This is a genomic window from Rhizobium sp. NXC24 (genome assembly GCF_002944315.1).
In the GTDB taxonomy this organism is placed as follows: domain Bacteria; phylum Pseudomonadota; class Alphaproteobacteria; order Rhizobiales; family Rhizobiaceae; genus Rhizobium.
Window position 1 is genome coordinate 2,072,528 of sequence record NZ_CP024314.1, and the last position, 20,246, is coordinate 2,092,773.

The window sequence follows — 20,246 nt, forward strand, 5'->3', positions numbered from 1 at the left end:
AACCAATGAAAAAGATTGTATTTCTCATTGCCCTTGCCCTTGCGTCTTCAACGCTGATCTCAAGCAGCCACGCGCAGCAAAGCGCTAATTCGCCGACGCTGGATGTTCTGCAACGCGCCGACGGCGTCAAGATTGTGCCGGAGAAGTTCCTTCGCGCCTATGATCCGGTAACGATCTTCTTTCCCACGGACACCGGCCCCGCAACCGGTGGCCCGGAAGACTCGCCCGAGCGTTTTGTGACGATGGAACCGGCGGCCGCCGGTGCCTGGCAATGGCTCGGCCCGCGCGCCCTGCAATTCAGGCCCGCCGACAAATGGCAGCCTCTCGCACGCGTCAAGATCAAAATGCTGGGTCACGAGAAGGACGCTGGTACCGAGACGGAATTGATACCGCTGCTGCCGGTACCGGTATCCACTGTCCCGGCCGCGGCCGGTGATCCCGTCAACGAGCTTGACCAGATCACGTTGACCTTTGCCGAACCCGTCGATGTGGCGGCGCTGAGCCGCCTTCTGTCGATAGAACTGCGGCCGGCGCCAGGCATTGGCGACGAAGGCGGTTTGATGCTGGGAGCGCAGGATTTCGATATCCAGCCGCTTGAACGCAACAGCCGCAGCGACCAGCAATCCTACATGGTGAAGCTGCATGCGAGCGTGCCCGATGGCCGCGTCGCCATTCTGCGGCTGAAGCTTGCCGATACGCCAGATTTCAGCGATCAGACCTTTGAGCTGCGTGTGCGCACCGCCGTGCCCTTCACCATGATCAGCTCCGATTGCGGGCGAGGCTTCGACGCCACCACAAGCGATGGCATCATGCGCTGCACGTCCAACGCCACCGTCAGCGATTCCGGCGGTGCAGTCGATGATAATGGCAACCCCGTCGACGATGCCGATGCGGCACCGGCCACGCGATCGGGCGAAGCTCGTGGGTTGATCTTCCGATTTTCCAGCAATCCAGTGGCTGGCGAACAATTGTCTGTGCGGGACTCGCTGCGCATTTCTCCGCCCGTGGACGATCTGACGGCAGATGCAAGCAACGGGCGTCTTTATATCCATGGCCGCTTTCTTACAGACAAGATCTATACCCTCGATGTAGCCGCCGGTGCCCTGACCGACGACCGTGGCAGACCGCTGGCTACCGGCTTCAGCCGGAAATTCGCCTTCGCGCCGGAACAGGCCTCGCTTGTCTGGGACGCGTCGCAGGGCGTGGTCGAGCGCTTTGGCCCGCAACTCGTGCCGTTGCGCGGGCGCGGCTATGACAGGGCCGATGTGCGCATCCATGCGATTGATCCGCTATCCCGCGATTTTTGGCCTTTCCCGCAAGCCGGCCTCGATACGAACGACGACGAAGCACCACCCTTGCCTGGCAAGGAGCCGCAGAAATGGGCTGAAAGCGATGAGATCTCAGCCGACGCGATCCAGGCACGCGTCAAGGCCCTGGGTTCGCCCGCTATTTCCCAATTCATGGACTTGCCGATTCACAGAGGCGGCGTCGACACCAAATTCGGCCTGGATCTGAAATCCTCTTTTGCCAGGATTGCCGGAGCGGACCAACCCGGGACTTATCTCGTCGGCCTGCGCGCGGTAGACAGTCAGACCCGCCATTGGCTTCGCGTGCAGGTCACCGACCTGACCTTGAGTGCGGTCGAGGAGCAGGACCGGGTTCGCTTTGCCGTCACCTCTCTTGCCAAGGGCAATCCGATCGACGGCGCACAAATTCGGCTCGACGGCTTGAGAGACGGCAAGTTCGTCACACTCGCAACCGGCACGACGGACGCGCAAGGCTTCTTCTCCTGGGAGCTGCAGCAGCGCGCCGAGGCTAAGATCCGGCGTGTCATCGTGACGAAGGGGCTCGATACTCTCGTCATCGACCCCGATAACGCGCCAGCCCAATATGCCCAGGATAATTGGACCAAGCCGTCGACCTCCTGGCTGGATTGGACCACCAATCCAGAGGAAAATCGCGCCGAGCAGGCCCGCACCCTATGCCACGTCTTCACAGAGCGGCCGATCTACCGACCAGAGGAACCGGTTCATATCAAGGGATATGTCCGCAGCTATCTCGGCGGCCACCTGACGCTGCCGACACAAGGCGGGCAGATCGTGATCACCGGCCCCGACAAGCAGGAATGGCGCGTACCCGTAAAGCTGGACGCCTTCGGTGACTTCTACCACAAATTCGACGCCGAGACGCCGGCGACCGGTGACTACAAAGTGCACTTCGAACCGGGTGACACGGCGCAGGCCACGGACCAGGCGCAACCGGAGCAAAAATCCGGTAATGACGACGAAAATGCAGACGATCAACCAAGCGACAGCAACGCAGATGATGGGCAGGCAGACGACGCTCAAGCCGATTCTGCGCAGACCGCCGATAGTGCCGATAGCACCGATGACGCGGCCGACAACACGACCCAATGCGGCAGCATCTCCTTCAAGAAGGAAGCCTATCGCCTGCCGACGTTTGAAGTCGTGCTCAACAATCCGCAAACGGTGCCGCTCGATTCCTCCTTCAACGTTGACCTGATCGCGCGCTATTTTGCCGGCGGTCTGCTGGCAGATCGCCCCATTCGCTGGCGGGCCGTGCAGTATCCTTACAATTGGACGCCGCCGGGTCATGAGGGCTTTCTGTTTTCGACGGATTCCCGCTATTCCGGCAGCGATGAATTCAAATCCTCGCCGGCGCTTGAGCGAGATGGCAGCACGGATGCCGGCGGTGCCTCGCGCATAAGCTTCGACACGACGATCGAGCCTACGGCGCAACCCCGCCGCTACATGATAGAGGCGACCGTTACCGGCGACGACGATCTGCAGGTCCGCAGCATCACCAACGTCTATGCCGTCCCGCCCTTCGTGCTTGGTCTCAAGGTGCCGCGCTATGTGCCAAAGCTCGGTGCCATCGAGCCCGAGATCCTGGCCGTCGATGGCAATGGCCATCCCGTCGCCGGGCTGGAGATGACGGCGCGCCTGATCCATCGCAACTGGACGTCGACGCTGCAGGCGAGCGACTTCAGCCAGGGCTCGGCGAAATACGTCACGCAGGAAATGGACGAGACCGTCCTGGAGCGCAAGATCACCAGCACGAAGGACATCCAGACCCTGGCGCTCGAGGCGAATGATGCGGGCGTCTATATCATCCAACTCGAAGCCAGCGACCGCATTGGCCGCCGCCAGCAGGTCAGCGTCGACTTCTTCGTCGGCGGCACCACGCCGGTCACCTGGGCACAGGCGCCCGCCCGCACCGCGGTCGTCACTACGGACAAGGACAGCTACATTCCCGGGGAAACCGCCAACCTGCTGATCCAGTCCCCTTTCCAGACAGCGCGCGCCCTGGCCGTCGTTGAAGAGCCCGAGGGAAAGTTCCGCTATGACTGGGTCGATATCGCCGATGGATACGGCCATTATGCGCTGCCCGTCCGCAAGGAATATATGCCGGAAATTCCCGTGCACTTTCTCATCATGCGGGGCCGGCTGGAGACCAGCATCCCCTCGCCGAACGCACCCTTCGACCAGGGCAAGCCTGTGACAATCGCCGCGACGAAGACGGTGACGGTGAAGCCCGTGAAGAACACCGTAACCGTTACCATGGATTATCCAAAGAAGGCCCGCCCCGGCGATGAAGTGGAGGTCACGCTGCATCTGGCCGATGATACCGGCCAGCCGATCGCGGGCGATGCCACCTTCTGGATGGTCGACCAAGCCGTGCTATCGCTTGCAACCGAACAACCGCTGGACCCGCTGCCGAATTTCATCGTCAAGCGCCAATCCACCATGGCGCTGCGCGATACCCGCAATATGGCCTTTGGCATCATCCCCCTGGATGAGGTGCCGGGCGGCGACGAGCGCGAAGACTGGGGCACGGACAACAATATTTCCGTCCGCAAGAATTTTACGCCGGTGCCGATCTATCTTCCCGACGTAAAAGTCGGTCCGGGTGGCACCGCCAAGATCAAGGTGAAGCTGCCGGACTCGCTGACTGTCTTCAAGCTGCGCGCCAAGGCCGTCAGCGGTCCCGACCGCTTCGGCTACGGTACGGGCGAAATGCTGATCCGGCAGGAAATAGTGGCCCAACCCGCACTGCCCCGCTTCCTCCGGTATGGAGACCAATTCGAAGCAGGCGTCATTGCCCGTATCGTCGAGGGCGGTGGCGGCGCCGGCGCGGCATCCATCGTTTCCGATGGACTGACATTTGAGGGCAACAAGGATTTCTCATTTAACTGGGAACAGAACAAGCCCGCTCATATCGGCGTTCTCGCATCGGTGCCGGAGCCAAAGCCCGGCAAGGACGACGTGCGGCTGCGTTTCGGAGTCGAGCGCGTGGCCGATCATGCCCGGGATTCAGTCGAAATTGCGCTGCCGTTGAAATTCGACCGCGTGCCGATCAAGCATTACGAGATCGTCGAAATCCCGGCCGGCGGTTCGAAGACGCTGTCGACGCCGCAGGAAAACGTCCGCCCCGGATCGTTTCAGCGCGTGATCACGCTCGCTTCCGATCCGGCATTGGTGAAGCTGGTTGCCGGGCTCAACACTCTGGTGGAATCTCCCTACGGCTCCACCGAACAACGGATATCCTTGGCCTCCTCCAGCGTGGCCTTCAAAAGTTTCGAACCCATTCTGGCAGCGGCGAAGCTTGACAAGCGTATCGACAGCGACGTGCACAACACCGTGCTGGCCATCAGCCAGGCGGTCGATGCCGATGGCCTTGTCGGCTTCTGGCCGCACAGCAAGGGCAATGTCTCGCTGACAGCCTGGGCCTATTCGTTCCTGGTCGCAGCCGAGAAGGCAGGCGAGCCCACCGACAAGGCGCTGACCGACCGCCTCGCGAGCGTGCTGAAGCTATCGCTGCGCTCGGATTATCCGCATCTGCTCACCGGCGACGAGATTCGCGAACGGGTCGAGGCTCTGACGGCGCTCGCCGAAGGCGGCAAGCTCGACCCTGCCTATACGGCGGAACTGGCCCGTTCGGCTGCCCTGATGCCGAATGTCAGCGTTGCCCGAATGACGGCGGCGGCCGCCGCCGCGCCGGATGCCGACCCACGCCTTGTCGGCGGTTTTGCCGACGCCATGTGGTCGCGCGTACGCATCCTCTCTCGCGATGGCCAGTTGGTTTACAATGGGCAGGCCCAGGATGGGGGCAATCCCATTATCCTGCCTTCGGAAACCCGCAGCCTGGCCGAAATGGTGCGCGCGGCGGCTTTGACCTCGGAAACGGATCCGCGCTATCCCGCCTTGAAAACCGCCCTGTTGCGATTGGGCGAAGGTGACGGCTGGGGCTCGACCAACGCCACTTCGGCGGCAATCCGAGCACTTTCAGCCGCTTGGCAACGGCCGACGACGCCGTTGCCGTTGACGCTTAGTCAGAACGGCAGCGTCCAAACGCTGACGCTGGACGCCAATACACCCGTGCTGCGTCAGGTCACGCTGGATCCGGGCGCAATCACCATCAGCAACACCGGGTCTACATCTGCCCTCGCGCTGGTGGAAACCAGTTATCTGTCGGCCGAAGCCGGCTATAAGGCGCAGGCCCAGAGCCAGGGCTTTGCCCTTACGCGCACGCTCTACCGCGTCCCCGCAGGCAACGCACCGCTGGAAAAGCTGGCCCCCGATGCCAACGGTGCCATCCAGCTCAAGGTCGGCGATGTCCTGGAAGAGAGGGTCGAACTGGTCGTATCTGAAGATCGGACCCATGTGGCTCTCACTCTGCCGCTAGCGGCGGGGCTCGATCCTCTGAACCCCAATATCGCCACCGCCCCGGCAGAAGCCACGCCGGCAATAGCGTCGACCTTGCCGACCGATTGGGTTTCCTATGGCGACGACCAAGTATTCTGCGCTTCCGACAGGCTTCCAAAAGGCAACTATACCTTTGCCTACCGGACGCGCGCCTTGATCGCAGGCTCGTATACGCAGCCGCAGGCCTTCGCCGAAACCATGTACCAGAAGGGTGTGCAGGGGATGAGCGCAGCCGTGCAGATCGTGGTGGCGAAGTAAGCCGCCCCAAGTAGGACGGATATCAAGCGAGGAGCCAGGCAACCAGGCAATGACATTTTTGGGAAGCCGCCGATCGAAGCTCGTTCTTTTCCCCCTGCTGATCCTCGCAGCCGGTGCCTTGGTTTTTGCCTGTCTCATCAATCAGCGCGCTCGCCTGGATGCACCCGCCCCGACACCGATACTTTATGATCGCGGCGGCGCGTTCCTCGCCCAGATCGGCCATGCCGACAAGGAGAGCGGGCGCATCGATTATGGCTATTGGCCGTTGGAGCAACTGCCTGACCGCGTCGTGAAGGCAACGCTTGCACTCGAGGACAGGCGGTTCTACGGGCATGCTGGCGTCGATCCCTATGCCATCGGCCGCGCCGCCTGGCAAAATCTTGAGGGCATGGGACGCCGCTCGGGCGCCTCGACCATTGCCATGCAAGTGGCGCGGATGCAGCGGCCGGAATCGCGCACCTTCATGCACAAGATCCTCGAGGCCGGCACCGGTGTGTTGCTGACCCTGCGCTACGGCCGCGAGGCGATGCTGGCGCAATACTTACGGCTGGCACCCTACGGCAATGGCAGCCACGGCATCGCCCATGCGGCACGGCTCTATTTCGACAAGCCGGTGGCCGATCTTTCCTGGGCTGAGATCGCACTGCTATCAGCCATCCCGCAATCACCGACCCGGATGAACCCGCTGCGGCCGGAAGGCTTGCGCCGGGCGATTCAGCGCGGCCACCAAATGCTGAACACGCTGGCGCAGCAGAAGATCATCAATGCCGACGAGGCAGAAATCGCCCATCGCCAGCTCGCCGACATGCGCATGCCCGACCTGCCGCGCCGCCCGGATGCTCTGCATCTCATATTGCGCTATCACGACCTCATCGAGAACGGCCAGATAGCACCAGCCTCCGCAAATACGCCGCTGATCCACACGACCATCGACCTTGCGCTGCAGACAGACGTTACCGCTCTCGCACGCCAATATCTCGATGGCTGGCGCTCCGCAGGCGCACAGCAGGTCGGCGTCATGGTGGTGTCGCGTCAAACGGGCGAGGTCCTCGCCCAGGTGGGTTCGAGCAATTATTACGGCAGGCATGCCGGCGCGTTCGACTACACCCGGACACAGCGCTCGCCCGGGTCGACACTCAAGCCGTTCATTTATGCGCTGGCCTTCGAACGCGGCGTGCTGAAGCCGACCGACATGTTGCTCGATTTGCCGGAAGGCGCGTCGGGCATCGGCGATGCAGACCGCGAATTCCTTGGGCCAATGCTGCCGCGCCAGGCACTGGCCAATTCGCGCAACGTGCCCGCCACTAATCTGCTGCGCAGCATCGGTCTTGAGACGACATTCCGCTTTTTGCGCGATCTCGGCCTGCACGACCTTGAAACCCCAGCCGATCATTTCGGCCTCTCGATGGCGATCGGCTCGCTGCCGACACGCCTGGACAGGCTGATGCGGGCCTATGGCGCGCTGGCCAATGACGGCCAATTGCAGGATCTGCGCTGGGCGCGCGAGCAGCCGCAATCCCAATCCGTGCGGATCATTTCGCTCGATACGGCCCGGTTGATCACGTCCTTCCTCTCCGATCCGCAGGCCCGGCTGCCGAGCTTCCACCGCTATGGCACGCTGGAATATCCTTTCCCCGTCGCGATCAAGACCGGCACCTCCCAAGGCTACCGGGATGCCTGGGCGATGGCCTATTCCGAAAAAGTCATCGTCGGCGTCTGGATCGGCCGCGGTGATGCCGGCACCATGAGCAGGATGACCGGCGCCGGAAGTGCCGCCCGCCTCGTGCACGCGATCATCGACCGGGTTCATGGCAACAAGCCCGGAGACATCGCCGATGCGCGCTTTCCGACGCCGCCGGACCGCAAACCGATGGAGGTTTGCGTCGTCAATGGACAGTCAAATGACAACACCTGCAGCCAGACGCTGGTGGAATGGCTTAAGCCTGATGAGATGCCAAAGGTGGCTGCGCTATCGTTTCGTCCGGACGCCAACCTCAAATCTTTGCCGATCAGTGCAGCAGCCGGGAGGAGCCATTCACTCGCCGGTGCCGATGCCTCCAACCCGCAGATCCATCTCGCCATATCAACACCTGCGCGCAACAGTCAGATTTGGCGCAATCCGGAACAGCCCGCCGCCTTCGACCGTCTGCCTCTGAAGGCCGATGTCCAGCCGCATGTGCCGCAAATCGTCTGGTATGTCGACGGCCAGCCCTTCGCCGTCACCGACCCCGACCGGCCTGTCTTCTGGCCCATCCAGAGCGGCGAACACCGCTTCCAAATCCGCCTGCCCTACCGCGACGAAACCTCTGCAGTCGTACCGGTATATGTGCAATGAGACCGGTTGAAAACCAATCGCCTTAGCGCAGGTCCGCCGTCTGCGAGAGAAACCATTCCACCAGGATGTTGAGCTTATCCTGTTCGGTTCGACGCTCGTTGGCCACCAGAAAGAAGGCGCCTCCCGTCTTCACCGAAACGTCTAACGGCCTCACCAGAAGCTTGTTTTGAAGCAAGAGCTGGGCGGAGAAATTCCATCCAAGGGCAATCCCCTCCCCCGATAGGGCTCCCTGCATGACCAATTGATAGTCATTCAGCACCATGTTTGGTGCTGCATCTACCGATCCCGCCCCCACGAGGTTGAACCATTCTCCCCAACTGAGCCGCTTGCGATGCGGATCGAAGGAATGAAGGAGGTGGTGATCGGACAAATCCGCCACAGCGGTAACGGGAGCATGGTTCGACAGATAGGCGGGCGAGCATACAGGGAACACCACCTCGTCAGAGACAAACCAGCGGGACGGCGGAACAGGCCATTCATTCAGAGAGCGTTCGATGGCCATATCTGCGGCCGCCTAAATCGTCGCTTCCATTCCTAAATGCCCGCTGCGGCGGGCCAAGATGAAGGACGCCGAGATCGTCCCACCTGCGATTAAAGCGTTCGGTGTACCTTTCGCAAAAGATAGCCCCCTTCACCGGCTCCAAGGTGGAACAACATCGTCGGCCCCTTCGCTACCCACCGCAATCCAGGTCCAGCCACATCGCCTTATCGAAATCCTCGACGGACGCGACGCCCGTCTTGATGAGGTGGATCGCGTTGACAAACCAGCTCAGAGGATATCTCCCATCGCCACTCCGCGAGGCTGGTGTCCTTGTTCCGAAGCAGCAAGATCCGTCAGAACGAAATCGATGAATTCCTGCACATGCGGCTTGTCCAGGGATGCTCGGTTCACCTTCAAATAATATCCCCGATCGACGCGAAGAGGGGCATCGAACAATGTGCGGAGCGCGCCTGCGTCCAGCAGCGATCGTACGAGATGATGCCACCCCAGAACGATTCCCTCGCCCTTGATCGCTGCGTTCACGAGAAGCGGATAATTGTTGCTGATCATGATGGGCGATAAGTGCGGCACATCGAGACCGTTCGCCCGGAACCAATCGTCCCAAGTGACTGGGTGCCATCCGATGGCGTCGGAGGTCCAGTGCTTGCGATGCAGGTCGAGCAAATCCGCTTGCCCCAGGCTTAGGGGGTCCGGAAATGGCCCGTGGCGTTCGAGATAATCCGGACTGCATACCGGTTGAACAATATCCGGAAAGAGGTAGCGGAGATTTTCCCCGACCTCGCAGCGTTCGTTTCCACAAATCAGGGAAAGATCGACCTCGTCGAAGTTCCTCAATGTGTCGTCCTCGTCTGAGGCCAGAAGCACGAACCTCACGTCAGGCCGCTCGGAACGGAACCTGTCCACAAGGGATTTCAGCCAGAAGGCGATCGCCGCATTGGTACCCGAACAGGTGATCATGGGAAGATCAGACGGAGCATTAATATCGTTGATCGCATCGCAAATCTTGTCCAGGCCGCCGCTGACGGCAGTCAAGAGTCGTTGGCCATCGAATGTCAGTTCGAGGCTGTTGTGCTTGCGGATGAACAAGGTAACACCCAGCGATTTTTCGAGGCCACGGATCTGCTGGCTAATAGCGGCCTGGGTCACGTTGAGCTCGTTCCCGGCGAGGGTAAAGCTGAGATGCTTCGCCGCAACTTCGAAAGTGGCGAACGAACCGAGGGAGGGAAGGTAACGGCGTTTGATTAGCATCCAATAACATCGTCGTCAGAGGGATCGTCGATAACAAAGTCGCATGTCTTTTCCGACACGCAAAGGCCGCTGCGACATTTCATAGTCGCGACTGAAGAACTATGTCGCGAGGCATCCGAATTGCGATTCAGCACCGATCTTGGGCTATTGAGACTTTCTGTGTGAGAGTGGGATGCGACACTCCACCTCACACAGAAGCCTATCACGCAATAGCCACTAACGGCTTTGGACACTTGCCAAAACAATCTGCCAGCTAGTGCGAATACCCCGCGGCCGTTTCACTAAGGCTCTTCCCTCTTGTCTCAGGCGCCCACAATTGAGACACCAGCGCGCCGCTGAAGACGACACCCGCCGCGACCAGCATGGCCGCCGAAACTCCGAATTTCTCCACGCCTATCGGCAACAGGAAGGTGCCCATACCCGCGCCGATCCGGCTGACAGCGGCTGCAAAACCGGTGCCGACGCCACGAACCTCGGTGGGGAACACCTCGCCGGGATAGATACTCGTCAGCGTCCCATTCATCGCATTCAAGAACGAGAAGACGAGGAAGAGACCCAATACCACGGCTGGAGGCGCGCTCGACCACAAGCCAATGACGAGGAAGACGACCATGGTGATCCACTGCGGCGGAACCGTGAACAACCGGCGACCGGCCTTGTCGATCAACGCCACCGTGACGGCGACCCCGATCACAGCAACCATCGACAGTCCCACGCCACCGGCGAGCCCGCCATTGAGGCCGTAGTGCTCCAACACATTGTCTGCGAAGGTCGCGATCGCGAAATACGGCAGGACGTTGCAGAACCAGAACCACGAAACGAAAGCAGTCATTCGCCAGTACTTCGCAGAGAAGAGTTCCGAGAACTGGCCATGACGAACCTCTTCGTTCTCCATGTCCGCCATATCCCCGGCGCTCTCCAGATATTTGCGTGCGATGGCGCGGGCCTCGTTCTTGCGCCCCTTGCTCCACAGCCAGCGCGGCGACTCCGGCAGGCCGAGCCGGGCGACGAACAAGACGACCGCGATAAGCGTGCTCGTGCCGATGATGAAACGCCACGGCAGCGGTGTCGGCAGGTTCAGAATGTAACCCGCCGTGTACCCGATCATGAATCCGCCATACCAGGCGAGGATCGTGACGCCCATCAGGCGCCCCCGCAAACGGGCGGGCGCAAACTCCGACATCAGCGGCCAGCCGACCGAGTACTCCGCACCTATGGCAACGCCCATCAGCAGCCGCACCACAAACAACATCTCAACCGAATTGATGAAGAACTGCATCGCCGATGCGATCACGAACAGCGCCATGTCGATCATGAAGAGCGGCTTTCGGCCGAACTTGTCGCCAGCCCATCCGCCGAGCGGCGAGCCGATCAATATCCCGAACAGCGCAGCGGACGCGATCAGCCCCATGTCGGCCGTCGACATACCCATATCTTGCTTCATCACGGTGGTTACAGGGCCGATGACCCCGAGGATGTAACCATCGAGCAGCATTCCGCCCGTGAGAACGGCTATCATCCTTATCATGAAGCGTCTTTTGAACGCGGTGGATGTGTCCTCCCCGATGGTCACGCCTGCAACGGCTGCTTCCCTCTCCAGTAACATTGTCTCCTCCTTTGGCTAGCGATAAACATTTCCTATTGCTGCGGCTTGTCTCAGGGATGGGGATGCCACACCGGCCGATCCAGTGATCGCCAGAGGGGCTCTTCCCAAATGCACTGATTTCTCAAAGGCCGCGGTAACTTCGTGGACAGCGGCTACGTCGAAGCCATCGGTGCGCATAGGTCGATGGCTGCCGCGGCAATATCCCGACAATCGAGGAATATGTCCGTGATGCCTGCTGGACATCGGTGCCGCCCCTTCGTCCAGGCAAGGAAACGTCGCCGATCGGCACGGTATGCGGTCAATCTCCGGACACGACGATGTCGTTCAGATCTCGGCAATGAGAATGGAATTGCGGATTACGGCCATGGGTATGATGTTGATGGCAAGGCCCGTCGCAATGTGATGCCTGATCATTGGCACTCCTCCGAGTGGTAAAATTCCTGATGAGCGACGGTCCGACAATGTTGCATTTTGGGTATTGGGACCGGTTATGGCAAACGAGGATCTTCATGAGCGCAGCATAAGGTGCGCGTTATCCTGTCGGCTCAGGGCCAATGTTGATATTAGTGGGAATGTTTAAGGAAGACCCGTTTACGTGCCAAGCGACAGCCGCTTTGCGGTCACGAGCGTCCTCGTTGGTCGATCCAATTCCAGGATCCGTCTGCATGACACTCTAGCACAGCATCATATGCCTCCCGCTGGGTATCCGCTTCCGCCAAGTTTACGCAGGCAATCTTTCGCTCGGCAAGGAGTGCAAGGATGTCGCGCAGCTGGTCGTGACCGAAGATCACGTCTGCATTTTCAAAAAAGACATGGGAGGGGGCTGCGATAAGGACCCCCGCAATTGCCACAATCTGTTGGTCGCGTGGCGACAACCGGGTCGACCAGTCGTCCTCCTTATCGAGATCGTCGGTTTCCAGAACGGGTGCAAATCCCAACCGTTTGAGGAGAGAAAGGATCTGCTCATCCGTCACGTCGCTCGACCGCCCCGATGGCACAAGTATCTGCCGCAGAGTTCCGAGAGCAAGATGAGTGCGTTGGGCGAGAAAACGCAACTGATCGCGTGCGGGACGAATGATGCGCCCCTCTCCGGATATGCCAATCCCGGCAGTTGCGCGAAACAGCGCGGTGGCCGCCGCATTGTCGTCTCCCACTACGACCACACGGGCGTCCGCAGGGAAGGTCGCCGAAAGATCCTTGAGTAGCGCATGGCCCGTCGCCGAGGTGAGCGTAACGTGGTCATAGGCAAGATGACCATCGTGCTCAACGATTTCCAGGTTGGTTTTCGTTGGCTGACTAGCATCTTCGATCGCCTCAATGAGGGAGCTGATGCGCGCCACGACTACCGCGAAATTGGAAATCGATTTGAATTGGCTGACGATAAATGAAAACGCACCGACAAGCATCGCAAAGGCGGCGGCAGACTGGGTAATGACGCCGAACTCCATGTCTCCGCGGATAAATACCGGGGCTATGATGAGAATCGGAATGATCTGAGTCATCCAGTTGTAGCCCGTCGTGAAGAAACCGACATTGCGGTTGATGACGATTATGCGCCTGAAGTTCATGGCAAGTTCATCGAAACGCCTCAGCAAGAGATTGGCGTGCCTTTGCTCTCCTCCGCCAAGCATGATCGATTCCGCGTTTTCGCGCACGCGGATTAAGCTGGACCGGAACGCAGCCTCGCGATCGAGCTGATCGTAGCTCAGACTGATCAGCGGGCGGCCTAGTAGAATCGTCAGGTAAGATCCTGTGGCTGCGTATACGACAGCCGCGATGAATAGCAGCGGACTGATGAGCCAAAGTACGCCTGAGAAGGTCAGGACGGTCAAAAGGCTGTTCAGTAGCATCAATACGAAAGAAAGGGTCGTGATCGTGAAGGCGTTGATGTCATCGGCAATCCGCTGGTCAGGATGGGCGAGCTTGCCCCGAATCCCGACGCGGTAAAACGTCCCTCCGCTCATATAAATACCAACAGCGCGGCGCGTCAGGAATTCCCGCCAGAGCAAGGCCAGCCGCTCTTCCGAGAACCTGGCGATCACCGAGACGATGGTCGATGCCGCGAAAGCCATGGTATACAGGATGGCCTGGCGAATGAATTCGGCCGTCTGCCTTTCGGCGATGGCGGTCATGAAATGCCGACCGACGAAGCTATTGACGACGTTCAAAGCACTGATGCCGCCGAAGAGAGCGACGAGAGCGAAAAGAAGAAACTTGGCTCTTCCGCCCACATCCGATGTCATGAAGATTTTGACCGCACGGACGAACCTTGTTGCCGTCACCTTGAGCGGAATATGCTGGTTATTCATGTTCGCCCCCGTTTTGCGCTGGAGAGAATTTATGGCCTGCGAAAGCGTCTTGACGGAGAACGGCGCTCGCGATCCGGGGAGTACGCGCGAAGTCCGCCAGTGGCTGAGACTTCCGGAAGCATTACAGGTCTCGGCGAACAGCCCGCCTATCAAGCCTTGATCAGCGCCAACGTGTGCCGTGCAATCATCAATTCCTCGTCGGTCGGCACGACATAGACTGCGACCTTGCTGTCCTCACTTGATACCAGCAACTCGCCGGCATCGTTTCGCTCAGGGTCGAGCAACGCTCCAAGCCAGCCTAGCTTTTCGGCAATCCGCGCGCGCATCACTGGCGAATTTTCCCCGACGCCAGCCGTGAAGACGAAGGCGTCCAGCCCACCCAACGCCGCCGCCAGCAAGCCGGCGTTAAGGCCGATGCGATGCACGAAATGGTCGAGTGCCAGCGTCGCACCGGCGTCGCTGCTGGCAAGCAGATCGCGCACGTCGTTGCTGATGCCGGAAAGTCCCTTGAGGCCGGATTCCTTATAGAGAAGGTCCTGCAATTGCTCTACGGTCATGCCGTGTTGCTGGAGCAGATAAAGGAGTACGCCGGGATCGATCTGCCCGCATCGCGTACCCATCGGCAATCCATCGAGGGCCGTGAACCCGAATGTGCACTCGACGCTTCGCCCGCGGTTGAGCGCGCACATGGAGGCGCCGCTTCCGAGATGGGCAACGATGACCCGTCTGCCGCTAATGTCCGGCGCGACTTCGGCCAGCCTTCCAGCCACATATTCGTAGGACAGCCCGTGAAAACCGTAGCGCCGGACACCCTCGTCGAAATAATGCGCCGGAATGGCATAGTGGTCGGCCATCGGATCATGGCCGCGATGGAAGGCGGTATCGAAACAAGCGACTTGAGCTAGCTGCGGTTGGTGCTCCAGCAGGATGCGGATGGGCGCAAGATTGTTTGGCTGATGCAGCGGCGCAAGCGACGTGTACCGCTCCAGTTCCCGCAACAGGTTTTCGTCGATGCGCGCTGGACGCATGTGGTCTGGACCGCCATGGACGACACGGTGACCGACGGTGATCAGCCGCCCCTCATGATGCTCCCGCAGCCATTCCCCCACCAGACGCATCGCCGCCGGCAAGTCGGGAACGGTATCGCGTGGGTAATCTTCGTCCGCCAGCCGATCGCCGCCGGCGCCCTTGATGGTCAGGCGCGGCGCGGTGCCGATCCCTTCCATCCTCCCCTTGATCCGCCGTGCAAGCGTATCCGCCGCGGCGAAGACCTCGAACTTCAGGCTGGAGGAACCGGCATTCACGACGAGGATAGTGTCCATGGCATCAACCGCTCCGCATAGGCTGTTCGAAGTCGCCACCCACCACAAGTCAAGGAACGGGACAGGGTCTCGCGTCCCAGATTTCGGCCGCATACTCGGCGATCGTGCGGTCGCTTGAGAACTTTCCGGAGCTTGCGATGTTGAGCAGCGCTCTACGAGTCCATGCACGAGGATCGCCGTAGAGAGATTGCAAACTCTGGTCCGCTTCCAGATATGAGGTGAGGTCCGCCAGATGTCTGAAGACATCGCCGCTCGTCAGGAGGATATTGCGTAGCGCATCCACGACCCCAGGTTCATGACGGCAGAAATGACCTGATAGGATCAGGTCCAGCACCGCACGGGTTTCGGGTTCGTTGTCGTAATGCCAATGTGGGCTGTACCAGCCGCGGCTCCCCGCGACTTCGTCAGCCGTCAGGCCGAACAGGAAAAAGTTTTCCTCGCCGGCTGCTTCGGCCATTTCGATCGTGGCGCCATCACGAGTGCCGATCGTCAGCGCGCCATTCATCATGAACTTCATGTTGCTGGTACCGCTCGCTTCGTATCCGGCTGTCGAGATCTGGTTGGAGACGTCACTGGCGGGGATGAGGCGCTCTGCCACCGAGACGCAGTAGTCGGGCAGGAAAACGACCTTAAGGCGCCCGCGCACTTGAGGATCAACATCTATCGTGCCGGCGAGGTTATTGAGAAATTTGATTATCAGCTTCGCCACGTTGTAGGCGGGCGCGGCTTTGCCGGAAAAGAAGAAGGTACGCGGCGCCATATCCAGGCCGGGATCTTCGCGGATCCGGTTGTAGAGCGCGACGATTCTCAATGCGTTCAATAATTGCCGCTTGTATTCGTGAATGCGTTTGACCTGGCTGTCAAAGATCGCGCTGGGATCGACGACGATGCCGGCGCTTGACTTCAGCCATCCGGCAAAGCGGTGTTTTACCATACGCTTGGCTTCCCGGACCTGATCGACAAAGCTGTCATCAGCGACAAGCGGTTTTAACCTTTCCAGCTCGCTGAGGTTGGTGATCCATCCCTCGCCGATGGCATCGCTTATGCAACCGGCAAGCTCCGGGTTGGACATGAGCAGCCAGCGTCGGGGTGTCACGCCATTCGTCTTATTGTTGAACCGGCGCGGGAATATCTCCGCGAGGTCCTTGACGGTGGTTTCGCGCAGCAATCTTGAATGGATCTCGGCTACCCCATTGGTGCTGTGCGAGCCGACGATGGCAAGATGGGCCATGCGCACCAGACGCTCGCCACCATGCTCGATCAGGCTCGCCCGCTCGACCCGGCCCTGATCATCCCGAAAGAGGGTGAGGATCTCCTCCCGGAAGCGACGATCAATCTCCAGAATGATCTCAAGGTGACGCGGCAACATCAATTCGAACCACCGCAGCGGCCATTTCTCCAGCGCCTCGGGCAGAAGCGTGTGATTGGTGTAGGCAAGGCAAGCCCTGGTCAGATCCCATGCGTCATCCCAACTGAGATCCGCGTCATCGAGCAGGATGCGCATCAGTTCCGCAACTGCCATGCTCGGATGCGTGTCGTTGAGCTGGATCGCCACCTTGTCGGGCAGAAAATGCCAATCGGTATTATTTGAGCGAAATCGCCGGACGAGGTCGGCAAGGGAACATGCGACCAGGAAATATTCCTGAACGAACCGCAGGCCCTGTCCCATGCTCGTCGAATCGTCGGGGTAAAGAACCCGGGTGACTGTCTCGGCCGTTAGTCGCTGTGCCAGCGCGCTGACGAACTCACCGGCGCCGAAGGTCTGGAAATCGAAGCTTTCCGGTGTTGCAGCCGCCCAAAGCCGGAGCGTATTTATGGTCCTGCCGCCGTAGCCGATGATCGGGCGGTCGTAGGGCATGCCGATCAGGTGGGACGGTCTACCGACCGCGACCCGCAAATTCCCGCCGCGGACCTCGAAGGAGCAGCCGAGTTTGATTTCCACGGCTTCCTGCGGGCGAGCGACCTCCCAGGGATCCGGCCGGCGCAACCAGTTGTCCGGCTGCTCGCGTTGCCAGCCATCGACGATCGTCTGTTTGAAAATCCCGTACTCGTAGCGCAGCCCATATCCCATCGCCGGCAGTTGCATCGTTGCCATCGAATCCAGGAAGCAGGCGGCGAGCCGCCCCAGCCCGCCGTTGCCCAGCCCCGCATCGGGCTCCTCGGCAAGAATGGCCAGTTCGTCTATGTGCTCGTGATCGAAAAAACGTCTGGCGAGCGGATCAAGGCGGAGATTGAGGATATTGTTGCTGAGAGATCGCCCGATCAGGAACTCCATCGACAGATAATAGACCCGCTTCGGGTTCTCCATGCTGTAGGTCTGTTCCGTCCGTTGCCAGCGCTGCGACAGCACATCCCTGACGGATCGGGCAATCGCCTCATATCGCTCACGGTTTCCCGCATTCTCGGGAGCGATAACATTGTCGAACAACAAATGACGCTCATAGAGCCCGTCATGGCTTCCCCTGAATTGGATCGGCCCGCAACCATATTGTTCTGGAAGATGCAGAGAGGAAAGTGACTTGAAATCCTGCGGCTGAACAGCCGCCTTCTCGCTGCTCATGCTACCCCCCTTGCCGTGCCCTGGCAGACACTCCAACAGTTGTAATTGGTTCCCGCATTCACGAGGGCCCGCTTGTGTGGGCGGCTCCGGCACTCTGGTTGCCAAGTCTCCGAAGGTCCAGGGCCCTCTTCTGGTTCTCTAGGTCTCGCGCTTCGGAAAATGATCCACAACGCCAGCGACGCCGCGGACACTCTCGGCAGCGACGCGCGCCGCCTTCCGGCATTCCTCCGTCGAGACATTTCCCCACAAATGCACCACGCCGTTTGCCACGGTCACCGTCAGATCCTGTCCTTCGAGACCGGTATTCTCATTGAGGCGGATCAGGATGCTGCGACGGATCGCTTCATCACCAGGCGCCGTTTCATCGGGCTTGGCGAAGATAATCGCCTGGAGAAGATCGGCGCGGCTCACAATGCCGACGACGGCGCCCGCTCTCGTCACTGGAAGGCGCTTTATGCCGTGCTCCTCCATCAAGTTAGCGACGCGTGCAAGCGGCGTGTCCTCCCCGATGGACACCGGATTGCGGCTCATCACATCGGCAACTTTCCAGGCATTGCTCTTGATGTATGTCCTGGCCTTTTCCTCTGGGGACAACGACTCGTCGGCCATGGTTCGATGACCTAGCTCGGATCTCCGCAACAGATCGCCCTCTGTGATGAGGCCAACCAATTGGCCCTCATCGTCGATAACCGGGATGCCGCTGACACGATTGGCGAGCATCAGCTCTGCGGCCTGCTTGACGCTATTGTCCGGCGAGACCTTGATAATTCTTACCTTCATCACGTCTCTGACCAGCATCACTCCGCCTCCGACGTAGAAATCCAAGCCACAAATTCGCCGTTTCTAATATAGCTCCGCACAAAGGCTGAGACAACTCAGGGACAGTACTGAGCAAGGCCCGCGGAAGCGAAAAATGGGGCTCCGACTATCAATGATTGGGTCTAAGATAGTCGCCTGGCCGTACATCCCCGCAACAGGTTTGGCGCCGCAACGGTAACCGTCAGTGCTCTCTTCGCAGGCTCTCCATCACAGCCACGCGCCGGCAAATCCCGCCCTCCTCAGTCCGCGGACGACTGGCTCGCAATTGCGCGTCAGTTTCCAGAGGAAACCGGTTCTATAGTTCTCGATCATCAGCGCCACCGGACCCTGATCGATCCCAAAATGGTAAGGGCTGGTCCACCACCCCGTTGGGCTGTTCTCATCCTTGAACGTCTGATTGAAAGATGGCTTGAAACCATAGAGCCGCGTCATCCCCAGCTTCAGGGCAGCGAAATTGCGGACGGTTGGAATGACGATCTCAGGCGCAAACGGCAGGGACGCAACGACGACCCAGGGCGAGACGGTACCATCGTCCGGTCCGAAGGGTGCGCCACGCGCGACATAGTCGAAGAATTCGCGGCGCTGACCGCCAATATCCCTGGTCAGCCAGCCGGGGCCGTCGCTTGCGGTGAATCCCCAGCAGTGCTCGCCATATCCCTCGAACCCCAAGGGATTCCGGATCGCATATTCCTGCTGTACGAAGGTGGCTTGCCGACTGTTTTGGAAATAATCGCTGTCATGCTCCCGCATGAATTCATCGCGAATGTCTCGGAAATCGATCCACATATGCGAAAGCTGATGCGTGAAGAGAGGACCGGAATAAAGCAATTCGCGCCCGAAGATGTTTCGCCACTCGTAGCTTTCCGTGTAAGCTGCATAACTTTCCGGCGGTAGCGGATGGGTCGGCGAGCCAAGTCCGAGTATGTAGAGAAGCAAGCCTTCGTCATAGCCGCGCCAACGATAGGGAATGAAACCGTTTTCCGGTCGCCAGCCATGGGTCAGCGTCGCGCCGTGGTCGCACGCCCAGTTCCAATCCGCCCGCTCGTAAAGCGCCGTGGCGAGTTGCCTGACCTTCACCTCATCTTCCGAGTCCCCATCGAAATAGGTGGCGACGGTCAAAGCACCGGCAAACAGAAAGGTCGAGTCGATCGTCGACAATTCGCATTGCCACACCCGCCGCCCTGTCTCGATGTCGAGGAAATGATAGAAGAAGCCCTTGTAGCCCGAGGCATCAGGTTCCGGCCCCTGGTGGCAATGCATCAGAAATTCCAGTCGCCGCCGAGCGATCTTGGCGGCAAACTCGCGAATGACGACGCCGCGCTCAACCACGACCGGGATAGTGGCAAGCCCCATGCCGACAGCGGCGATGCTTGCCGGTGCGCCCGCTTGTGTCTTGTCGCGCACTAGCCCGTTGTCTGGGTTGGTGCATTGGAGATAGTAAAGCAACGTCGTGAACTGAAGGCGACCGAGATCCTCTTCGGTTGGCATTCGGTTCAGATCGGGATCGGTCGACTGTAGTTCCGACATGACCGACCCATCACCAAAACGCAATCGGAAGGCG

The 20,246-nt window shown here is 59.9% G+C and carries 10 protein-coding genes and 1 pseudogene; 2 read left to right on the plus strand and 9 right to left on the minus strand.

From position 1 onward, the window contains the following. Nucleotides 1-5: 5 nt before the first annotated feature. Entirely contained in the window at nt 6-5,984 is a 5,979-nt protein-coding gene (locus tag NXC24_RS33575; RefSeq protein WP_104827566.1) for an MG2 domain-containing protein, read from the plus strand. Nucleotides 5,985-6,033: 49 nt separating this feature from the next. Further along, nucleotides 6,034-8,319, plus strand: a complete 2,286-nt coding sequence (locus NXC24_RS33580) for a transglycosylase domain-containing protein (RefSeq protein ID WP_245464126.1) — start codon at nt 6,034-6,036, stop codon at nt 8,317-8,319. Between the two features lie 22 nt (nt 8,320-8,341). Here the strand turns inward: NXC24_RS33580 and NXC24_RS33585 are convergent, their stop codons facing one another. The 9 genes and pseudogenes from NXC24_RS33585 to NXC24_RS33625 form a co-directional block, all read right to left on the minus strand. Next, a complete protein-coding gene (locus NXC24_RS33585) occupies nt 8,342-8,821 on the minus strand; it encodes a LysR substrate-binding domain-containing protein (protein ID WP_104827567.1) in 480 nt (159 codons plus the stop codon). A gap of 55 nt (nt 8,822-8,876) precedes the next feature. After that, a pseudogene (locus NXC24_RS36090) lies at nt 8,877-9,074 on the minus strand (3-hydroxyacyl-CoA dehydrogenase family protein); the annotation flags it as partial. Nucleotides 9,075-9,088: 14 nt separating this feature from the next. After that, entirely contained in the window at nt 9,089-10,069 is a 981-nt protein-coding gene (locus tag NXC24_RS33595) for a LysR substrate-binding domain-containing protein (protein WP_104827568.1), read from the minus strand. A gap of 253 nt (nt 10,070-10,322) precedes the next feature. After that, the gene (locus NXC24_RS33600) at nt 10,323-11,675 is read right to left on the minus strand and encodes an MFS transporter (protein WP_245464127.1); all 1,353 of its coding nucleotides are present in this window, start codon (nt 11,673-11,675) and stop codon (nt 10,323-10,325) included. Between the two features lie 620 nt (nt 11,676-12,295). Beyond that, nucleotides 12,296-13,984 (minus strand): SbmA/BacA-like family transporter, encoded by a 1,689-nt coding sequence (locus tag NXC24_RS33605; protein WP_104827569.1) that lies wholly within the window; start codon nt 13,982-13,984, stop codon nt 12,296-12,298. Between the two features lie 149 nt (nt 13,985-14,133). Further along, complete coding sequence (locus NXC24_RS33610) at nt 14,134-15,306, minus strand: acetate/propionate family kinase (RefSeq protein ID WP_104827570.1); 1,173 nt, start codon at nt 15,304-15,306, stop codon at nt 14,134-14,136. Nucleotides 15,307-15,355: 49 nt separating this feature from the next. Further along, complete coding sequence (locus NXC24_RS33615; protein ID WP_104827571.1) at nt 15,356-17,866, minus strand: glycogen/starch/alpha-glucan phosphorylase; 2,511 nt, start codon at nt 17,864-17,866, stop codon at nt 15,356-15,358. Nucleotides 17,867-18,004: 138 nt separating this feature from the next. Then, the gene (locus NXC24_RS33620; protein ID WP_104827572.1) at nt 18,005-18,664 is read right to left on the minus strand and encodes a CBS domain-containing protein; all 660 of its coding nucleotides are present in this window, start codon (nt 18,662-18,664) and stop codon (nt 18,005-18,007) included. A 228-nt stretch (nt 18,665-18,892) separates the two neighbouring features. Then, the gene (locus NXC24_RS33625) at nt 18,893-20,212 is read right to left on the minus strand and encodes a glucoamylase family protein (RefSeq protein WP_104827979.1); all 1,320 of its coding nucleotides are present in this window, start codon (nt 20,210-20,212) and stop codon (nt 18,893-18,895) included. Between the last annotated feature and the right edge of the window lie 34 nt (nt 20,213-20,246).